Raw genomic sequence first — 19,816 nt, forward strand, 5'->3', positions numbered from 1 at the left:
TTTTTAGTCTGAAAAAAAAAAAAGACTAATTTTTTAATAGTTAGTAGAAAAGAATTTTTAAAAAGTAAAAAATTTATAAAATTTAATAAAAACAGAATAAATTTATAAAAAACCGAACTAAAAAAATCTCCCAATTATTCTTAGAACTCAACAAAGTCTTTAAAATGCAGAATATGATAAATTTTATCAAAATATTACTAAATAAATTTTTTATTAACTATTAAAATAATGTATAACGGTAATAATAATTTTTATAGATAACATTATTTTTAGAAAGGTTATGAACGCATGAATTTAAATAAAAAAAAATTTTATTAATTACATTTGGTATTTTAATAGTCATTACCACATTCTTTTTCGTTAGATTTTACAAATTTAATTCCGTTACTCACAGTCAAACTTTTTCTAAAACCCCTCCATCGGTAATTAAAAAGGGAAAGCCGCCAATGAATCTACTAAATTTAATATTGTTCACACCATCATTACCTAAAAATCAATCTGAAACAGAAATTAAACCTAAAATTTTATCAGTCAACGAACCTCAAAGTAAAAATGAACATGAAATTGAACCTACCGAAGATAAATTTAAAATCACGGCTAATGAATTTACCCAAATTAAAGCTTATATTTTTGCATTAAATGCTGATGTAAATTTATTACCTAGTAATCTACCGCTAAATGCCATTACTATAATTAATCAAACCCGAGAAAAATTTATAAAAAAACAAAAAAATATAATTTAGAAATTAACGAATTTCACAAACAACTTGAAAACATTAATAATCAATTTCCGCCTTTAAAAAAACATTAGCCGATAAAAAAGAGGTAATTAATATTAAAAAAGCACAATTAAAACAATTACCAACGCCTTTAAGTGCGTAAAATATGGACGACCCTAAACGTAAAAATTTAGAAAATGACATTGACAAATTAAAAGCCGAAAGCTCCGAAATTATCAAAAAAAAATTAGAGATCAAAATTGAAATTAAAAAATTAGAAATCGATCAAAAATCGTCCCAAAAAATGTTAACCAAAGAAGAAACTTTTAAAAAAAAATTAGAAGAAATAGATAAAAAATTTATTATTTATAAATTGATTATTGATTTCACAATAAAGACCTAAATTACCTTTATTTTTACAGATTTACAATCGTCTTTTTTATTAAAAAACAATTTACTAAAATATAGTTTATTTTCGACCTATCCAATGTAAGTCTTTTTTTTATACCCAAAACCCAAATTTAGTTTTCAAAAAAATAAAAAAATAAAATTAAAACAAACAAAAATAGAGACAAATATTCATGAATAAAAATAACAAAATCCGCATTCAATATAAAAAGATTGTGAGCACAACAGATTACGAAATTACGAGTAAACTAACAATTTACAATTACTAATGATAAGGTAAATAGCATCAAATTATCGATCTTAAAAATGAAAAGCTTTAAGTTTAAAGCAGAGCATTAAAACTGATCGAGAGAAAACTATTAAACCAAGAGAATTTCACCAAATAAAAATATTAAGGGATAAGTTCATAAATGAACCTAAGTTCCAAAAGTAAGACAATGTTATAATTTAAAGAAACAATAGTTAAAAAAGTCTTAAATCAGAGGTATTTAAATATTTTGAATTGCGATATTTAAAATTATCAATTTAATTAACCATTAAGGACCCAAATTCTGACTTCATCCAGCTAAACGATATTTAACTAAATAAGGTCAGTTCACCAAAAAATATCAGATCGTAATTTTGCGTAACTTTAATTTTCCGAAAAATCAGTTTCATTCGGCAGTTAAAACATTATTGAGTTAATGAATTCAAGGAAAAAACAAAATCCTAGTAGTTGCGAAAGTAAAAATTAATTTAGAATAATTCAGGTAATCGTCTCGCCCAGACAAAGATTAACAATCTTTACAAGGTGAAAGAGGAACTAAATTTCGCACTTTAAATTTATGATGATGAAATTAGCAGATGTGACGTCTACAATTAAATTAAATAATGATTCTAAGCTTTCATCGAAATTAAAGTAACTTCACGAGTTAGAAATAAAAAATAAAATTGTAAATTGTAGTCGCTTACAATTTCTAATGAACAACATTGAAAGTTATTTTTTAGCTTTTAACAAAATTAGTCGGAATCAAGAAGCAGGCACATTAGAAATAAATTGTAAAACAATTACGGAATATAAATTATCTACAATCGAAAAACTATGTCAACTGTTAAAGGCAAATAAATATCAACCGCACCAGTTAAACAAATTGCAATACCAAAAGCGAATAATAGAAAACGGTCATTAGGAATACCAACAATCAACACCGGAACGAAGTTTTCAAGAAGTCATTCGTACCGAACTAAATATCATCTATGAACCCTCAATTCAGAATAGAGTTATGGTTGTTGACCGAATAAATCATTTCATGACACAATAAAACGTTATAAAAAAAATTTCAAGGAATTAATTATTTCATTAAAATTAATTTAAAAGATTTTTTTGAAACCGTGAATCAAACATTACTAATGAAAATTATTAACAAACAATTCAAAAAATAAAAATTACTTACGGCTAATAACAAATATGTTAAAAGGAAGGAGTAATGTAAGAGGGAAAAATAGCACCGACTTATTCAGGTAAACCCTAATCACAAAAAATTTAAACACTTATTGGCGCGCAAAAAATATTTTCTGAATTTGAAAAGATCGACAATTATCAATTTAATTTTTAGTTTTAAAAAGTAATTTTAAAATAAAAAGTTGTATCAAAAACAGCCCATAATTGAAAATCGTATTATTAAAAATGAGTCAAAAAATAACGAATTAGAAGCGGAAAAAATGAATATAGAGTAGTTAAACAACGTTTAACCAAATAATTTAACACTTATTGTGAGTAATCAATACCAAATGGAAAATAAAGCTAGCGTGAGTAATTGTGTTAAATGGAGGTTTAAAAGAAGCTTTTGAATGTATTACCGATTTATTTCCTGCTAAAATTACTACTAATGTCGCTAAATTATAGATTATCGGAACTAAAACTGCAGAAAATATTGTTATAAAACAGGAATGACTTTACATGAAGGGAGCCGATTTTGACATAAATTATCGCCTTTATTTAAAAATGATTCTAAAAATCCCCTTCTATGATTGATGAAAAAAATTTAACCTCTTAATGATGGAACTTAATGCAGATATTAAAGGCATTGATGAAGATATTGCTAAAAATAAATTATAACGGGTTCAATTACAAAATAAACATGATAAAAAAATAGAAAAAGAATATAAAGTTTTAAAAGCCTAACTTGAAGCATTAATGGGAAATTTATAAGAAAATAAACAACAAGAAATTAACAAATATCGAGAAAAAATTCAAAATTTTTGAAAAATAGAAAATGAATTCAATAACCAAAACAAAAATAATAAAATTTAAATTGACATTTTAGAAAATCCATATAAAATGAAATTAGAAGAAAAAGAATTATTAATATATTGAAATTGAAGCTAAAAAAATGAATTAAAAAACAAAAATCCTTCTTACCGCTCTAGCTTTGAAAAACATTTTACGTCAAAAAGGGGTTAAAAATACTCATTTTGAATTAATTACCATCGATTCAAATAATAAACCGATTAATGATAAAAAATAATTAAATGAATATTAATACTAAAATTACACTAAGAAAAGTATTCTTATAATTAAATTTAAAAAAATAAATTAAAAGGAGTTTAAAAAATTAAGTGTCAATTTTTCAAAAAAAAATTTTAATTATTAGTATAATATTTTTAATCACTATCGAAATTAATAGTTATTTTCATTATTTAAGTAATTTAACTCTACCTTCTAACCAGTGGTCAGTATTAAATAATCTTGAATCAAAACCAAATTTAGATTCAAAAACCAAATTAGATATTGAAACCACCCCTCATACAATTGAAAATAAAAATGAATTATCACCGGTAGTAAATAAACCAATTATTAATTCAACTCAATTTAACAAAATTTTTGATTATATTACTAATGTTAACCCCCAATTACCTGATTTTGTTACCGATAATTTCTTAATTAATATTATCGAGGAATTTAAAAATAATTTTTATTTTTGTAAAAATAAAGGTTGGAATAATAATAAATACAAAATATATATTAAAAAAAAATTTGCCGAAAAAATTGCTGAATACGAAAAATACACAATTACTAGAACAACTATTAATGCAATTCAATTTAATAAAATTGTTGATTATATTACTAATGTTGATTTTCAATTACCTGATTTTGTTGCTGATAATTTCTTAATTAATATTTTAGAGGAATTAAAAGAATCATTTATTATTCCTATCTCAAAAGAATTTCAAGAAACGATTACCAAATACGAAGAAAAAATTAATAAATTAAATTCAAAAATATCTGATTTTGAAAATAAAATAAATAGTCAGCAATCAAAAATAAAAACATTAGAACCCGAAAACCACCCTACTTTAAAAGCTAAAAAAGATTCACTACAAATGCAAATTATTCCCATAAAGAATCAAATTAAATCAGAACAAGATCCAAATATTAAGGAAAAATTAAAAATTGAATTAAACCAATTACAAGAACGTAAAATTAAAGTAGGTCATGAAATAATCGATATTGAACATAATGTAGACATTGTCAATAATGAAATTAAAATATTGAAAGATAATTTAAAAAATTTAAATAGTTTTAAAGATGTATTAGAAGAAGCTTTAGATGAAACAATTATAAATCAAAAAAACATTATTAAAGATTATCAAACAAAAATCATTATCCCTAAATTAAATAAATTATACCAAATTAAAGATTAAATTCCACAGAAAGGAGTTGAGTTATTATTTATAATAAACTTAAACAATTAATCTAATAAATTTTTACAATTAATTGATAAAATGATAATTAAATTTGCCATTATTGCGGCAATGTTGGTAACTTTTTGATCTGTTTCCGATTTTTACAAATAGGACTAATGGTTGCTAAAAACGCTAAAAAATATTATCAAATCGAAATAACTGAAGAAATTAAAATAATATCGACCGAAGAAATTCAAGAACAATGGTTTAAATTTACTAATCAACTACCCCTAAAACTTCATATATTAAAAACCTTAGATATCAACAACATTCCCAAATTATTAAAAATTTATGTTTATGAAGATATCACTATTAATAATAAAATTCTTGGGTATAATTGTGCTGTTCCATTTTTTTTAGTAATTAATTGATAATTACTTTGGAGTTTTTTTATATAATTGTGTTTTTCGTCAATAATAAAGATTGGTATTTTATTTTTAAAAATCTTAAAATATGAATAATAATCGTTTTATTTTTTTTGATAAATTTTTATTAAAGGAATCATAATTTTAAATAAATAGGTTTATTGATAAAGAATTACTATTTATAATAATTCAATTTGTTTTTTAACTAACATAAAGAATATTTTCCTTTATTAATATAAAATCATTTTACTATCTCCATAGAAAATAAATCAGCTAAAATAAAAAAATAATTCATTTTTTTAAAACTTTTTAATTTTTTTTATTTAACTAATAAAATGAAGAGGTAGAAATAACAACTTCTTTTATTTTGAAAAAAAATTTAATATTAGGAATTTAAATTCAAAAACTTCCGAAGTTAAAAAAAAGTTTTTTTCGAGAAAAGATGAATTTTTTAAGACTGAAAAAATAATTTTAGTGATTATTTAAATATTTAAAAAATTGTAAAAAAATAAGATTTCAGTACACAATACACAAAATTAAAATACAGCTAATGTAGGTAATTATGTAAAATTAGATTTTATATATCTTTAATGTATTACTGATTTATTTCACGCTAAAATTTATACTAATATCGCTAAAATATCAATTATGGAAACTAAAAATGTTTGAAATATCGTCAAAAATGGCATAGTTTTAAATAAAAAAGGGCAAAGAATTTGGCACAAATTATCCCCTTTATTTAAAAATTATTCTAAACAACAACTTCAATGATTGATGAAAATACTTTTTCATATTAATTAATAAACTTGATGATGAAATATTAAAGGGTTTGATTATAATATTAAAAAAAATAAAATTAATAACAAAAATTTTTAAATAATTATCAAGAATAAGTTGGTAAATTTCAAAAAATAAAAAACAAAATTAAAGTATTCAAAAAATAAAAAACAAAATTAAAGTATTCAAAAAATTTAAAAATCTAAAATTATTTCATATGATAAAAAACTTAATAAAAAAAGTTAATGATCGAAATTGAAACTAAAAAAAAATTAAAAAATAAAAATCCTTCTTTATGATTAAAATATTATAAAACATTTTACGTTAAAAAGGAGTTAAAATACTAATTTTTAATTAATTACTATTGATTTAAATAACAAAACTAATAATGATAAAAATAATTAATGAATATTATTACTAAAATCATATAAATCAAAAAATATTATAATTAAATTAAAATAAATAAAAGGGAGTTTAAAATAAATGTCAAATTTTAAAAAAATTTCATTAACTACTATTTTTATTATTTTATCTATTATTGGATATATTATTTTTTTTCGGTATTTAAGTAATTTAACTCAAAATCCTAATATTCTAAGAGAATTTAATAATATTCAATATGAAAAAAATTTAGAATTAAAACCAAATTTAGATTCAGAAATAAATACCGATATTAATTTAAAATCGGCATTAGAAACATTAGATAAAACCATTATTAACCAATCTCAATTTAATGAGATTATTAATTATATTACAAATGAAGATTTAAAATTACCTAATTTTTTTATGAATAATCAACAAATTACTATTATTAATAATTTAAAAGAAACATTTTTTCTTCCTTTTTTAAAAATAAATAAAAAAATAATTAAAAATTATGAAGATAAAATTAATAAAAACAATAAAAAAATATATAATTGGAAAAATGAAATAAATACTAATAAATCAAAAATAAAAGAATTAAAATTAAAAATACTAACTTTAAAAACCCAAATAGATTCGATTAAAATTCAAATTATTCAAATAAAGAATAAAATTAAATCAGAAAAAAATCAAAATATTATAGAAAAATTAAAAACTGAATTATCACCACTAAAAGATAAAAAAGATAAATTAATTATTGAATTAAATAATATCGAAGATGATATAAAAAAAGCAAATATTGGAATTAAAATATTAGAAGATAATTTAAAAAATTTAAATATTTATCAAGATGATTTACAAGAAGCAATAAATAAAGAAAATATTGAAATAAAAAACATAAATGAAAAATATCAATTAGATATATATATAATACCCAAATTAAAAAAATTTTATCAAATTAAAGATTCAATTAATAAAATAAGTAACCAAAATACGTAAAATTAAAAAAAAAGTTTTAAAAAAAATTAATTTCACTTTTTAAAAAAAATATTATTAACTGTATATTTTACATTATATATTCAAGAATTTATTTTATAAACTAATGATCTTAAAAAAATTTTTTAAAATCTTGAAGTGCGATAAGTAATTAAATTATGAATTTCAAAATAATATATAGATGAATATAAAAAGAAATGATAAAAAAATCAACCAAAACAAAAATTAACTATTGAAAAATATTAGATTAAAACCATAGGGTAAAAAAGAGACCAAAATTAGAAATAAAATAACCATTTACAATTGACATGATAATGAAATACATCAAATTATCGGTCTTAAAAATAAAAAATTTAAGATTATAATAAATAATTAAAGCGGAGATTGAGGGAAAACTATTGAACAAAGATAACTCCGCTAAATTAAGATATTAATAGATAAGTTCTGAAATGAACATAAGAACCAAAAAGCAAGGTAATATAATAAATCAAAGATACAATAGAAAAAATCTTTAATTAAAAACATTTAAATATATTTTTGGAGGATATTTTTAAAATTATCAACTTAATTAACCATTAAGGCTTAAAAATCTCAACTTCATCCAACTAAACGGTATTCATCTAAGCCAGAATCATCTAACCTAAAAATATAAGATCGTAATTTTGCGTAACTTTGTTCTTACTAAAAATCACTGTTTTAGAAGTTAAAAAATTATTAAGGTAATGAATTCAAAGAAAAAGCAGAATACATAGTAGTCTTAGGAACAAAACTTAATTTGGAATAATTGTGCTGTTCCCCTTTTTTTAGACAATTTTAATTTTAAAAAATTGTCTAAAAAAAAAGGGGAACAGCGCAATATAACAAGGCTTCTAAGCGGGCTTTAAATAAAGGTCGTTGGTTTTTGATTAAAGATTGAATTTGGGAATAATAAATTATTTTATGTAAACGTAAATGATTTAATTCTGATTTTTTTTAAATAATGTAATTGGCGACATCAAAAATATTAATATTATTAAATTTATTTTCCATAATTAACTCCTGATTAAAATTAGTTTAAATATCAGCATTGTAACATATTTTTTCTAAGATAAAAAATTGTTTGCTTAATTGTCGGATTTGTTTAGTTAGTTTTTTTAATTGTTTTTGCATTCGATTACTCCTTTCAGTTCGAAATTGGGGATAAAAAAAACCCTATAAAGGGTCAATAAATTAATTATTTTAAATTGATTTTAATTGGCAATTAAATGATTTTTTTATATAATAAAATTACGCATCTTTAAATTAAAGATGTTTTAAAACTGCTTTTTTTAAAGATGCTAAAGATATCTTTAGAAAGGAGTTACAATATGCTACAAATAAAATTAATAATAAAATTAAAATTTAAAAAAAATTTTAATTTTAAAATCTTATTAAAAATAATATTGAAATAGAGCCTCTCACGAAGGCTCTATTTTTTTAAAAAGATATCAAAAAGAGTTTTTTTGCTACAAATAACCTTTTTTTATCCAACCATTAACCAACCCCAACGGCTACTTAAAGCTGAACACTTTTATTATAACACAAAATAAAATTTTGGTAAATTTTTTTAATTAATGATATATAAAAAAATTATTCGGAAATAAAGAATGGAAGTTAATGATTTAATGGTACGCAATCGTTAAACGGCGACATAGGGTTCAACATAACCAATTTCGCGAAAAGTTTGGGTTGTCATGTTAAAATGATAAAGTAAATTACGTCGCCTCCCACTCCGATTTTTTTTAATACTTAATTCAATAATTTTGGCTAAAGGTTGGGTACGACCATGTTCGTATAATTTGGTAGCGGTTTGATCGTATAATTGTAGGGGTTTTTCCATTTCTTTTTTGGGTAAAATAAACGGTTGAAATTCACTCATAATCAAGACTAGGTCGCTGTTGGTTTCAATTCCTCCCGATCCTTTTAAAGCGGTAATTTGGGAAGCTTTGCCTTGATGGGTGTTATAACTATCCCGTGAAAATTGGGATAAAATAATGATTAATAGGTTTAATTCGATCGCCAATTGTTTTAGTTTGGTCATAATTTCATCAATTGCCAAACGGTCATTATCGAAATTATTAGTGACTTTGGTAATTTGTAAGTGATCGATAACCACAATTTCCACTTTTTGTTCTAAATGTAATCGATAAATTAAATCCAAAATATAAGTAATATTTTTACTCCGATCATAACTAAAACTTAAATTGATCTTCACAAAAAAAGCTTGGGTGGTTTGCATACTAGTTTGATACTCGGTAACTGTCATTTTCGCTGCAACGAATTTTTTATTCAATAATACATCTAGGGGAATTTGGGTAAAATTCGCATATAGGCGACTTAAATTTTCCACCAAGGTCATTTAGTAGGAAAAAACTACCATATAGGGATGATAATTACTCGTCTGAAATTTCGCTTGGGTAATGCCTAATAATAAATTATAGACAAAACTGGTTTTGCCTAAACCAGTATAGCCCCCAATCGTAATCACTTGGCCTTTCTTGAAACCATGGGTGATGTGATTTAATCCTAAAAACTGATCCGATAATTGGTAATATTCAGCTTGAATTTGTTGTTGGGCTTGGGGATCGGTAGCGGTGATTTCAGGATGTAAAGTTGCCATTTGGTTGATCGTCAATAAATCTTGATCGGCGTTATGTGGGATTAAAGTCATAAACGTTCTTAATGTAAAGTAATTTTTTCAATTCCCAAAGCCGATCTCTTCTCACAACTCAAATAAAATATTTTTTTTTGATGGTAATTTTTTAAAAAAAAGGTATGATTTAGTTATAAGAAATGTTTTTTAGTCCTAATAACTCTAAATTTGAAAAAAAAAAATTCAAATTTCAAGGAATTATTATAAAAGGTTAGACACTTTTAGGAGGATATAAAAAATATTTTGAATTACGAAAAGGAGTTTATGGACGAAAAAGATGTCCAAATTACAAACAAAAATAACCAATTACTTAACACCACTACTTAACCTACCAAAGGTTAAAAAACATTATACAATTAATAGATTAAAAAAAACGGATTCATAGTAGTCGTCGAAGCAAAACTTAATTTGGAATAATCAAGATAATAACATAACACCCCTCACAAGTAAAGGTTAACAATATTTACAAAATTGAAAAATTATACCTTTTAAACCTTATTAAAAGCAAAAAATAACAACCTTAAAAATAACTATCCTTTATTTAAAATTAATTATAAAAATGAAACTCAAAATCACATTAAAGAATTGATTAGTAAAATTAACCTAGATAAATTAAATACTTTAAAATTATTGTAATTAGATAAGCATAAAAATAAATAATTATTTTAAAAAACCTCAAGAATTTTTATATTTTTGTTCCATTGCCAATGCTTTTAATAATCAAATGATCATTTGGCATAATTTGTGAATAACAAAATAAAAATTTAGTTTTAAAAACTATTCAAAAATTACCAAAATTAACCATCCCTGTATTTTTAATTTAGTTAAAGGAAAATAGTTAAAGGAAAAAAATATCAATCATCCAAAATCCAAAAAACATTAACTAAAGAAGGTTTTTAAATAAGTATGTCAAAAAAAAGCTACTTATAGAAATAAAGTCTTCATTGAAAACTTTTTTAACCAAATAAAAAGTATTTTAGAAAATCAACATCCTTTTTATTTTTAAAACCAACTGAAAAAAATCAAAAATTAATTAATCATTTTCCTAAATTTCGAAATACTAATTGGATTTTAAGTAAATTAATTTTTTCATCACCATTTAAATATTTAATAAACCTTAAAAAAATTATAATATTTAGTGTAAGAATCAAATATTTACTAAAATATCATTCGAAACTAAAAAATTATCAAAAAAAATTTAAACACTTTTTTAAATGAAAAAAATATTTCATTAGTTTAAAATATATCAAATTATATCAACTTAATTTTTAATATTAAAACAATAATTTTAAAATCAAAAGTTGTATTAAAAAAAGTAAAAGTACAAAAAGTTAGAAAGAGTTAAATAATTATTAAAATAATTAAACAAAAAATAAAATTATCAAAATATTAAAATTTGAATTAAATAATTAAAGTGATTATAAATTTTAATATAATTTACTTTAAATAAAATTACTTATTTTTTTATCAGAAATTTTGATAATATTATTTTTTTAATTTTAATTATTGTAGTTCAAAATATTTTTTTAATTTACTAAAAACTTTATTTTTAAAAAAGTTTAAAATTTTAAAATAATATTTTATATATTAAAAATGAAAAAATATTAATTAAATAAATTTTTGAATTAAATTTTCAATTTCGAAAATTTCTTTTGGAATATGTTTTGATAAATTAATTGCTCCATTATTTTTAATTAAAATATTATCTTCAATACGAATTCCAATATTAAAATCAGACAAATATAAACCAGGTTCTACAGTAAAAACACTATTTTCTCCTAAAGCATCGTCTGGAGAAAAATTTAAATCATGAACATCTAATCCTAAATGATGTCCTAGATTATGATAGCAATATTGATTAATATTTGTATTTTCTTTAAATAATCCTAGTTTTTTTAATCCTTTAGTCATAATATCTTTACCATAGATATTCAATTCACTAATCGTGTGGTAAGGCATTACCCATTTAATAATTTTTTTATTTGTTTCTAAAACTAAATTATAAATTTGTTTTTGAAAAGAATTAAAAGTACCACTGATAGGATAACAACGAGTAATATCAGAAGAATATTTTTTATATTGTACACCAGCATCAAATAACAAAATCTCATTTTTGTTTAATAAACTATTATTTTTATTATAATGTAAAATTAAGGCATTTTTACCACATGCCGCAATAGTATCAAAGGATTTTTTAGTTTTATTTTTCTCTAAATAATAATTATAATGGGCGTCTATTTGGTATTCATATTTACATTTTTTAATATTTTTTATCATATTTATTAAAGCATTATGATTAATATGTAAAGCTTTTTTTATATTTTCTAATTCTTCAGGTTTCTTTTGTTTTCTTAAATAAAACATTATAGAAGAACTATTATAAATTTTTAAAAAAGGATATAAATTAGATAAAAATTTAAATTGTTTCAGAGCCCAATTAATAGAAACTTCCGAAGGTAAACAAAATAAATCTAAATAAATACCTTTTAAAATTTCTTGAGGATAATTTTTAATAAAATTGATTTTTTGATTTAAAAATTTATCAAAACTCAAAATATTTAAAATATTTGGTAATGGTAATTTAGAAATTTCAGAAATTTCATTAAAACTTAAAAATTCTCCATTCCACAATAAATTCAATTGATCGGAAACAGAAACAAATAAAAAAGTTTGAGTTTGATTATTTTTTTTTATAAATAACAAAATTGTATTTTCTTGATTAATTCCTGTTAAATAGTAAAAATTACGATTAACTTCAAAAGAAAATTTTTGATCACCGTTTTTAAATAAACTAATACCAGAATAAAATAAAGCTATCGTATTATTTTTCATTTGACCAATAAAATTATTTCTATTTTGTAAAAACACTTAATTATACTCCTTAATTAAAAATTTCATTCTTTTATTTAATGTAAAATATTTAATTTTAAAATAATAATAAAAAATCTAAAAAATTTTTTTATTTTAAAAATAATTATAATCAATAATAATTAAAAAAATAAATTAAATTAATTATAACACAAAAAAATTTATTTTTTTTAATTAATTTTTAAACCAAATTTATAAAAATAAAAATTATTATTATTAATTTTTAAAAGCTATTAATAACTAAAACTAAGTAATTCAATATATAACATTATTTTATGTTATAATATTTAATAGGTATAATTTACATCCTATTTAAATATGACTTAAATATAACATAATTATTTTTATTATTTAAATTTCATTAAATTTGAAATAATTATTAAAAATCTTTGTTACTAATTTTTTAAAGGAGAATTATATGTCTTATATAGTTTTTTATCGTAAATATAGACCAAAGTTTTTTAAAAATGTAGTTGGACAGAAAATTATTATTCAAACTTTACGAAATGCTATTATATATAAAAAATTAAGCCATTGTTATTTATTTAGCGGTAATAAAGGTACTGGAAAAACAACTTTAGCTAAAATATTTTCTAAAACAATTAATTGTTTAAATAATAAAGATGGTGAATGTTGTGGATATTGTGATTCTTGTATAATAACTGATAAACAAAATTCTGATATTATTGAAATAGATGGTGCTTCTTATAATGGTATTGAAGAAATTAGAGAATTAAAAAGTAAAATAAATTATAAAGCTAATTTTTTAAAATATAAAATTTATATTATTGATGAAGTACATGTTTTAACAGGAAATGCATTTAATGCTTTATTAAAAATATTAGAAGAACCACCAAAACATGTTATTTTTATTTTTGCAACAACTGAAAGTAACAAAATCCCTGAAACAATTTTATCTCGCGCACAACATTTTCATTTTTTAAATATTACAAAAAAAAATATAATAGAAAAACTAAAAGAAGTAATTAATTTAGAAAAAATATCAATTGAAAACGAAGCTTTAGAAAAAATTGCTATTTATTCTCAAGGTAGTTTAAGGGATGCTTTGAACTTATTAGATCAAATTAGTTCCTATCAAACAGATTTAATTACAGTTAAATGTGTTCAAGAAATTAAAGGTATTGTAGAAAAATCAATTTTAATAAAATTATTAAAATATATGTTTAATAAAGATTTAAAATCAATAATAGATTTATTATTTAAAATTAACAATGAAGGAAAAAATATTTTAATTTTATTTAATGATTTAATTATTATTTTAAAAAATTGTTTATTAGAAGAATTATTATCAACTAATGATCAAAAAATTAAATTAGAAAATTTTTCTTTAGAATTAGCAAATTATTTTTTAAAAACATTAATTGATTATAAACAAAATTTAAAAAATAGTGATTCAAAAGAGAGTTTTTTAGAAATAATTTTTATTCAAATGTTATCATCGAAAAATTTAAAAAATAATGAAAATAAATTTTTTTTTAATTATAAACAAAATATAGAATCCTCACAAAGTTTATCTTTACAAAGAGAAAAATATCAAAAAAAAATTTTTGATATTTTATTCCATTCCGATGAATCAAAAAAACAATTAATATCGAATGCTTGGTATAAGTTAAAATCATATAAAAATAATACACTGCAAAAAGCAGCTAATTTTTTATTTAAAGGAAAATTAATAGCCGTAGGTTTCAACAACGAAATGTTGTTAGTTTATGAAGAACCTGAAATTTTAGAAAATGTAAAACAAAAAGATATTAAAAAACAAATTTTGACCATTTTAAATAGTAAAAAAAATATAATTAAAGGTTTTATTGCAATTTTAGAAAAAAATTGGAACTTATATGAAACTTATTATTTAAAACACAAAAATAAAATAATTTCGCATCCTAATAAAAATTCAATTAAAAATAAAGAAAATTTAATAAATAAAAAAATAAATATTAATGATGAATTAATTTTAAATAAAGAAAACTTCAAAAATAATAAAAATTTTTATGAAGAAGAAAATAATTTATCTAATAAATTTTTAAATAATGAAAAAAAAATAAATAATAAAACTTTAATTAAAAATAAAAGTTTTTTGTCTTTGATAGAAAAACTTTTTGATAAAGATTTAATAGAAATAAAAGAAGAAATGGATTGATTCAAAAAAGGGATAAAAATGAATACAAATACAAATTTTATTAAAAAAATACTTAAACTCCAAATGGAAATTGATAATGTTCGTAACGAATTAGAAAAAAAAGAGTTTCATAGTGAAATCGGAGATATAATAATAATATTACAAGGAACTCGAAAAGTAGTTGATGTTCAAATTTTATCGCCAAAGATTTTAAAAGATAAATATTTACTACAAGAAAATATTTTACTAGCTTTTAATGATGCTTTAGAAAAAATTGATGTAGATTTTAAAAAAATGATTAATAAAATTACAGGAGGCATTTAATTTTGAAAAATTTACCAACCGTTGATAAACTAATAGAAAGTTTTACTTTACTTCCTGGAGTGGGCAAAAAAACAGCCGAAAGATATACATTTTTTTTAATTAATCAAAAAAATAAAAATAGAATTTTATATTTATCAAAACATTTAAAAGAAATAGTTAATAACATTAAAAGTTGTAATATTTGCGGCTATATTACAGAAAAAAATATTTGTAATTTTTGTTGTGACTCAAAAAGAGATCATTCTACTATTATGATAGTAGCAGATAATCGTGATGTTTATTGTTTTGAAAAAATAAACAATTATAATGGTCTTTATCATGTTTTAGGAGGATTAATCGATTTTTCTCGTTTTATCAAACCAGAAAACTTAAATTTAAATTCTTTAAAATTTAGATTAAAAAAAATTAAAGAAATTATTATAGCCACAAATAGTACTTGGGAAGGAGAAATAACTGCTACATATTCAAAAAACTTTCTTAAAAAATACCTAAAAAATGAAAAAATTAAAATTACAAAGTTAGCTTATGGAATTCCAATAGGTTTGGATTTTAATTATCTTGATGAAAAAACATTATGTAACGCTATAAATAATAGAAATAATTTCGAAGGAGAAAGCAAATGAAATTTTTAAAACAAAAAAATAATTTAGAACTTGCAGAAGAAATTTTAAAAAAAAATAAATTTCCTATGAACATTAATGATTTAATAAATAAAATTTGTGAAATTAATAAAATAGTTCAAAATAATTATGAAAAAATTTCCCAATTATATTTAGATATTAATTTAAGTTCTAAATTTATTTTTTGTGGAGAAGAACTTTGGGCATTAAAAGAGAATAATGTAAAATTATGGGATAAAGATTGTTTTTTTAATGATAAAAAAGATATAATTGAAGAAGACAATATAGATAATAAAGACTATATTTATAATAATGATAATGATTATATTAGCGAAATCATATCAGAAGATGAAGAAACTAAAGAAACATTTGAAAATGACATTTTAGAAGATGATTTAGAAATAACAGAAATAGAAGATGATAAACAAAAAGAGAAAATAATATCAGAAGAAGAACAAGAAGAATACGATAAAGAATTATGGGATATATGAAAGAGAAGATAAATAATATTTATTTTTGTTCAATTATCAATATTTTTTTATATGAAAAATGAGGATATTAAATATGTTGTTAGGAATATATAATTATACAACTATTCTAAGTTATTTAAATTTGTTTGTCGGTTTTTTAGGAATTGGTTTAGCATCAAGCAATAATTATAATTTAGCAACTATTTGTTTATTAATTTCAGGTATTTGCGATATGTTTGATGGATTAGTAAGTCGTAGTAAAAAAAATAGAACTGTTTTTGAAAAAAGATACGGAATTCAAATTGATTCTTTAGCAGATATAATTAGTTTTGGTTGTTTACCTATTTTTATTAATTATGCTTTAATCAAAAATCATGATAATCTTCCAGATAATCATCAAGAACGTTTATTATCAATAAAATCACCAGAACTTTATATTTTATTTTGGTTTATAGGTTCTTTTTATATGTTAGCAACTTTAATTAGACTTTCTTATTTTAATACAATAAGTGAAGAAAACTTACACAAAAAAATTCCTAATAATAATCCAAAAATTTTTATAGGAATTCCAGTAACTTTCTCAGCTATTGTTTTTCCTTGCGTTATTTTAATTTATTCAATAATATCAAAAATATCAGAAAAATATAATTTAAAAAATCAAATAAATTTAAATTATATAATTATTAATATTTATTTCATTTTATTAATGTTTCTAACCTTCTTATTTGTTTTTCCCAAAATTAAAATAAAAAAACCTAAAAAAAAATGTATAAATATTTTAAGTTTTTTCTCTTGTTTGATGATTATTTTACTAATATTATTTAAATCATTTGAAGCAATAAAATTAAATAGATAAATTATGAAAATAATAAATCGAAAGGGAAAAATTATTAAAAAAGAAGTATCTAGTAAAAGTCAAAAATTTTTATATTCTAATTTAGAAAAAAATTTTTTAAAAAGATTTTTTTTAAAAATTTTAATATCTAAAATTATTTCTTTTATTTTTGGTTTATATGCAAAAACACCTTTTTCTAAAATACATATCAAAAAAATCATAAAAAAAAATAAAATAGATTTAAATTTATTCGAAAAACAAAAATTTTTTTCTTATAATGATTTTTTTATTCGTAAATATAAAAAAATTATTTTTGAAAAAAATAATAAAATTTTTATTAGTCCTTGTGAATCAAATTTAAACTTTTACAAAATCAAAAAAAATAATGTTTATAATATTAAAAATAATTTTTACAGTCTAAATGATTTATTAAAAAATAATAATTTAGCTGAAGAATATAAAAATGATTATTGCTTAATTTTTAGATTGGAACCAAATGATTACCATCGTTACATTTTTGTTGATGATGGTATTTTAAAAAATCAAAATGTTAAAATAAAAGGTAAATTCCATACAGTAAATCCAATTTCTTTCAAAAAATTTAACGTTTTTTGTGAAAACTATAGAGAATATAACATTTTATTTACAAAAAATTTTGGAAAAATTATACAAATAGAAGTAGGTGGTTTATTTGTTGGAAAAATTTTCAATCATAATTACAAATCTTTTAAAAAAGGACAAGAAAAAGGATTTTTTGCTTTCGGTGGTTCCACTATTATTTTATTAATTAAAAAAAATATAGTTAAATTTGATGATATTTTTTTTAAAAATACATTAAATAAATGTGAAACTAAAATAAATATAGGTGAAGCTATTGGAAAAAAAAGAGAAAGAAAATGAAAAATTTAAAAAGCAATAATACTAAATTTATTTTCATTACTGGTGGAGTAATTTCTAGTTTAGGAAAAGGTATTACAGCAGCTTCGATTGGTCAAATTTTAAAAAATAGGGGTTTAAAAATTTTTATTCAAAAATTCGATCCTTATATTAATATTGATCCAGGGACAATGAGTCCTTATCAACATGGCGAAGTTTTTGTAACAAATGATGGTTCTGAAACAGATTTAGATTTAGGGCATTATGAAAGATTTTTAGATGAAAATTTATCTAAAGAATCAAGCATTACTACAGGTAAAATTTATAAAGAAATTATAAATAAAGAAAGAAAGGGGGAATATTTAGGAAATACCGTTCAAGTTATCCCCCATATTACTGATGAAATAAAAAAAAGATTATTTAAAGCAGCTGAATTTTCTAAAGCAGACATATTAATTGTGGAAGTTGGAGGAACTGTCGGAGACATAGAATCTTTACCTTTTTTAGAAGCAATTAGACAAATGCGTTATGATTGCGGTTATCATAATGTTTTATATATTCACAATACTTTAATTCCTTATTTACCTTCGATTAAGGAAATTAAAACAAAACCTACACAACACAGTATTAAAGAATTAAGATCATTAGGAATTCAAGCGCAAATTTTAATTTTAAGAAGTCATAGTTCTATTTCAGAAAATATCAAAAAAAAAATTTCTTCTTTATGTGATGTAGAAAAAGAAGCAATTTTCGAAAGTTTAGATGTAAATATTTTATATCAAATGATTATTAATTTATCTAATCAAGGTATTGATAATTTTATTTTAAAACATTTTCAATTAGAAAAAAAAATAATTTATTTAGATTTATCTTGTTGGCAAAAACTAATCTTACGTATTCAAAATTTAAAAAAAAACATAAATATTGGATTAGTGGGAAAATATGTTCAATTACAAGATGCTTATTTATCAATTGTAGAAGCATTAAAACATGCTGGTTATTTTTACGATGTAAAAATTAACATTAAATGGATTAATTCAGAAAATATAAATAAAAAAAATGTACAAATAATTTTAGAAAAATGTGATGGTATTTTAGTTCCTGGTGGTTTTGGTTCTAGAGCCACTAATGGTAAATTAATAGCTATAAAATATGCTAGAGAAAATAACATTCCTTTTTTTGGAATATGTTTAGGAATGCAATTAGCAGTTATTGAATACGCCAGAAATGTTTTAAATTTAAAAGATGCTGATTCTACAGAAATTAATGAAAAAACTTCTTTTCCAGTTATTAAACCTAAAATAGATAATTTAAATTTAGGAGGAACTTTAAGATTAGGTTTATACAAATGTAATTTAAAACTTAATAGCAAAATTTTTAATATTTATAAAAATGAAATAATTTATGAAAGACATAGACATCGTTATGAAATGAATTCTAAGTATATTAAATTATTTGAAAAAAATAAAAATTTTATAATATCTGGTTTTTATAATAAAGAAAATTTACCCGAAATTATTGAATTAAAAAATCATATATGGTTTATCGGAGTACAATTTCATCCTGAATTTTTATCAAGACCTTTAAGACCGCATCCTTTGTTTAAAAATTTTATTAAAACCATCATTACAACTAAAACATTTTAATATTAAATAAAA

General features: G+C 20.7%; 13 protein-coding genes and 1 pseudogene. 12 read left to right on the top strand and 2 right to left on the bottom strand.

What is annotated here, in order from left to right; all coding sequences use genetic code 11:
• Positions 1–446 precede the first annotated feature (446 nt).
• The 5 genes from V9D86_RS00015 to V9D86_RS00035 all read left to right on the top strand — a co-directional run bounded on the left by V9D86_RS00015 (position 447) and on the right by V9D86_RS00035 (position 7,357).
• The gene (locus V9D86_RS00015) at positions 447–743 is read left to right on the top strand and encodes a hypothetical protein (protein ID WP_334330760.1); all 297 of its coding nucleotides are present in this window, start codon (positions 447–449) and stop codon (positions 741–743) included.
• A 142-nt stretch (positions 744–885) separates the two neighbouring features.
• Positions 886–1,122 (top strand): hypothetical protein, encoded by a 237-nt coding sequence (locus V9D86_RS00020; RefSeq protein ID WP_334330761.1) that lies wholly within the window; start codon positions 886–888, stop codon positions 1,120–1,122.
• Between the two features lie 2,603 nt (positions 1,123–3,725).
• Positions 3,726–4,811, top strand: coding sequence for a hypothetical protein (locus tag V9D86_RS00025; protein ID WP_334330762.1), 1,086 nt, complete (start codon positions 3,726–3,728; stop codon positions 4,809–4,811).
• 158 nt (positions 4,812–4,969) lie between these two features.
• Positions 4,970–5,224, top strand: coding sequence for a hypothetical protein (locus tag V9D86_RS00030; RefSeq protein ID WP_334330763.1), 255 nt, complete (start codon positions 4,970–4,972; stop codon positions 5,222–5,224).
• 1,254 nt (positions 5,225–6,478) lie between these two features.
• Positions 6,479–7,357 carry a hypothetical protein gene (locus V9D86_RS00035; RefSeq protein ID WP_334330764.1) on the top strand — a complete coding sequence of 293 codons (879 nt, stop codon included), beginning with the start codon at positions 6,479–6,481 and terminating at the stop codon, positions 7,355–7,357.
• A gap of 1,654 nt (positions 7,358–9,011) precedes the next feature.
• On the opposite strand, the pseudogene V9D86_RS00040 reads toward V9D86_RS00035, so the two are convergent.
• A pseudogene (locus V9D86_RS00040) lies at positions 9,012–10,055 on the bottom strand (DnaB-like helicase C-terminal domain-containing protein); the annotation flags it as partial.
• 1,578 nt (positions 10,056–11,633) lie between these two features.
• Positions 11,634–12,893, bottom strand: a complete 1,260-nt coding sequence (locus V9D86_RS00045) for an aminopeptidase P N-terminal domain-containing protein (protein WP_334330765.1) — start codon at positions 12,891–12,893, stop codon at positions 11,634–11,636.
• Positions 12,894–13,311: 418 nt separating this feature from the next.
• Here V9D86_RS00045 and dnaX point away from each other — a divergent pair, with 418 nt between their 5' ends.
• The 7 genes from dnaX to pyrG all read left to right on the top strand — a co-directional run bounded on the left by dnaX (position 13,312) and on the right by pyrG (position 19,804).
• The gene (dnaX, locus tag V9D86_RS00050) at positions 13,312–15,054 is read left to right on the top strand and encodes a DNA polymerase III subunit gamma/tau (RefSeq protein ID WP_334330766.1); all 1,743 of its coding nucleotides are present in this window, start codon (positions 13,312–13,314) and stop codon (positions 15,052–15,054) included.
• Positions 15,055–15,072: 18 nt separating this feature from the next.
• Positions 15,073–15,357 carry a YbaB/EbfC family nucleoid-associated protein gene (locus V9D86_RS00055; protein ID WP_334330767.1) on the top strand — a complete coding sequence of 95 codons (285 nt, stop codon included), beginning with the start codon at positions 15,073–15,075 and terminating at the stop codon, positions 15,355–15,357.
• Between the two features lie 2 nt (positions 15,358–15,359).
• Positions 15,360–15,980, top strand: coding sequence for a recombination mediator RecR (gene recR, locus V9D86_RS00060; RefSeq protein WP_334330768.1), 621 nt, complete (start codon positions 15,360–15,362; stop codon positions 15,978–15,980).
• Complete coding sequence (gene rpoE / locus V9D86_RS00065; protein WP_334330769.1) at positions 15,977–16,468, top strand: DNA-directed RNA polymerase subunit delta; 492 nt, start codon at positions 15,977–15,979, stop codon at positions 16,466–16,468. The genes recR and rpoE overlap by 4 nt, the downstream gene beginning before the upstream one ends.
• 73 nt (positions 16,469–16,541) lie before the next feature.
• Positions 16,542–17,303, top strand: a complete 762-nt coding sequence (locus tag V9D86_RS00070) for a CDP-alcohol phosphatidyltransferase family protein (protein WP_334330770.1) — start codon at positions 16,542–16,544, stop codon at positions 17,301–17,303.
• Between the two features lie 3 nt (positions 17,304–17,306).
• Positions 17,307–18,182 (top strand): phosphatidylserine decarboxylase, encoded by an 876-nt coding sequence (locus V9D86_RS00075; protein ID WP_334330771.1) that lies wholly within the window; start codon positions 17,307–17,309, stop codon positions 18,180–18,182.
• On the top strand, positions 18,179–19,804 hold the full coding sequence (pyrG, locus tag V9D86_RS00080) for a CTP synthase (protein ID WP_334330772.1): 1,626 nt from the start codon (positions 18,179–18,181) through the stop codon (positions 19,802–19,804). Before V9D86_RS00075 ends, pyrG begins: the two co-directional genes overlap by 4 nt.
• The last annotated feature ends 12 nt before the right edge of the window (positions 19,805–19,816 follow it).

This window comes from Candidatus Phytoplasma prunorum (genome assembly GCF_036924415.2).
In the GTDB taxonomy this organism is placed as follows: domain Bacteria; phylum Bacillota_I; class Bacilli_A; order Acholeplasmatales; family Acholeplasmataceae; genus Phytoplasma; species Phytoplasma prunorum.

Coding starts and splice junctions, on each gene's coding strand:
- V9D86_RS00015 (WP_334330760.1), top strand. CDS start 447: ATGAATCTACTAAATTTAATATTGTTCACACCATCATTACCTAAAAAT.
- V9D86_RS00020 (WP_334330761.1), top strand. CDS start 886: ATGGACGACCCTAAACGTAAAAATTTAGAAAATGACATTGACAAATTA.
- V9D86_RS00030 (WP_334330763.1), top strand. CDS start 4,970: ATGGTTGCTAAAAACGCTAAAAAATATTATCAAATCGAAATAACTGAA.
- V9D86_RS00035 (WP_334330764.1), top strand. CDS start 6,479: ATGTCAAATTTTAAAAAAATTTCATTAACTACTATTTTTATTATTTTA.
- dnaX (WP_334330766.1), top strand. CDS start 13,312: ATGTCTTATATAGTTTTTTATCGTAAATATAGACCAAAGTTTTTTAAA.
- V9D86_RS00055 (WP_334330767.1), top strand. CDS start 15,073: ATGAATACAAATACAAATTTTATTAAAAAAATACTTAAACTCCAAATG.
- rpoE (WP_334330769.1), top strand. CDS start 15,977: ATGAAATTTTTAAAACAAAAAAATAATTTAGAACTTGCAGAAGAAATT.
- V9D86_RS00070 (WP_334330770.1), top strand. CDS start 16,542: ATGTTGTTAGGAATATATAATTATACAACTATTCTAAGTTATTTAAAT.
- V9D86_RS00075 (WP_334330771.1), top strand. CDS start 17,307: ATGAAAATAATAAATCGAAAGGGAAAAATTATTAAAAAAGAAGTATCT.
- pyrG (WP_334330772.1), top strand. CDS start 18,179: ATGAAAAATTTAAAAAGCAATAATACTAAATTTATTTTCATTACTGGT.